Below are 878 nucleotides of genomic sequence, written 5' to 3' on the forward strand. Positions count from 1 at the left end.
TGGCCGCGGTGCGCCCGTTGATCCGGGCGGCGTAGGCCTGCTTGATCCGCTGCTTGCGGTCCTCGAAGTCGGCCGCGAGCCGGTCGTACTCGGGTGTGCGCCCCAGCACATCGGCGATCTTCCTGTTCCGCTCCGCGAACGTGACCGCGTTCGCCCCGCCCTCGGAGACCGTGAGGACGTACGTGGGTGCGATCTGGCGGAGCCGCCCGAGCACCTGCTCGTTGCTGAACGACGTCGCGATGATCAGGTCCGGGGACTGTGCCGCGATCTGCTCGAGGTCCGGCTCGGCGCTCTGGGACGTCACCACCGGCACGTTCGCCAGCGTCGCGGCGTACGCCTCGGTCACGACGGGCCGGGACCACACGGCCGTGCCGACCGGGGTCAGGCCCAGGTCGAGGGTGCTCATCGTGACCAGGAAGTGCGTGGTCACGACGCGCTGCGGCGCCACCGGGACCGTGACCCGGGTTCCGAGGTCGTCGGTGACGACCTGGGTCTCGCCCTGTGCGGCGTCGTCCCCGCCACCGCCGCTCCCGCACCCGGCGAGCAGCATCGCGCACGCGGCCAGGACCCCCGTCAGGAGCCGGATTCCGTTGTTCCCCATGTCCGTCCTGCCGTCCTCTCGGGAGCACCGGTCGCGCGATCGCGGCCGGGGTGGGCGGTGACCACCAGCGGGCCACCGTCGAGCGGGTCGGTGATGATCACGGCGTCGACGCCGAACACCTCGGCGAGCAGCGGGGCGGTCAGCACGTCCGCCGGCTTGCCCTCGGCCACGATCCGGCCCTCCGACATCACGATCAGGTGCCCGGCGTAGCGGGCCGCGGGGTTGATGTCGTGCAGCACCGCGACGACGGTCCGGCCGGCGGTCCGGTTGAGCTCGG

At 72.6% G+C, this 878-nt stretch carries 1 protein-coding gene and 1 pseudogene; both read right to left on the reverse strand.

What is annotated here, in order from left to right; translation table 11 throughout:
- The coding region (locus D8M34_RS18250; protein ID WP_148113104.1) for an ABC transporter substrate-binding protein at positions 1-601 on the reverse strand (601 nt) is incomplete at its 3' end.
- Positions 574-878 (reverse strand): annotated as a pseudogene (locus D8M34_RS19145) (ABC transporter ATP-binding protein); the annotation flags it as partial. The gene D8M34_RS18250 and the pseudogene D8M34_RS19145, both read right to left, overlap by 28 nt.

The sequence above is a fragment of the Microbacterium sp. HSID17254 genome (assembly GCF_003989315.1).
Taxonomy (GTDB): domain Bacteria; phylum Actinomycetota; class Actinomycetes; order Actinomycetales; family Microbacteriaceae; genus Microbacterium.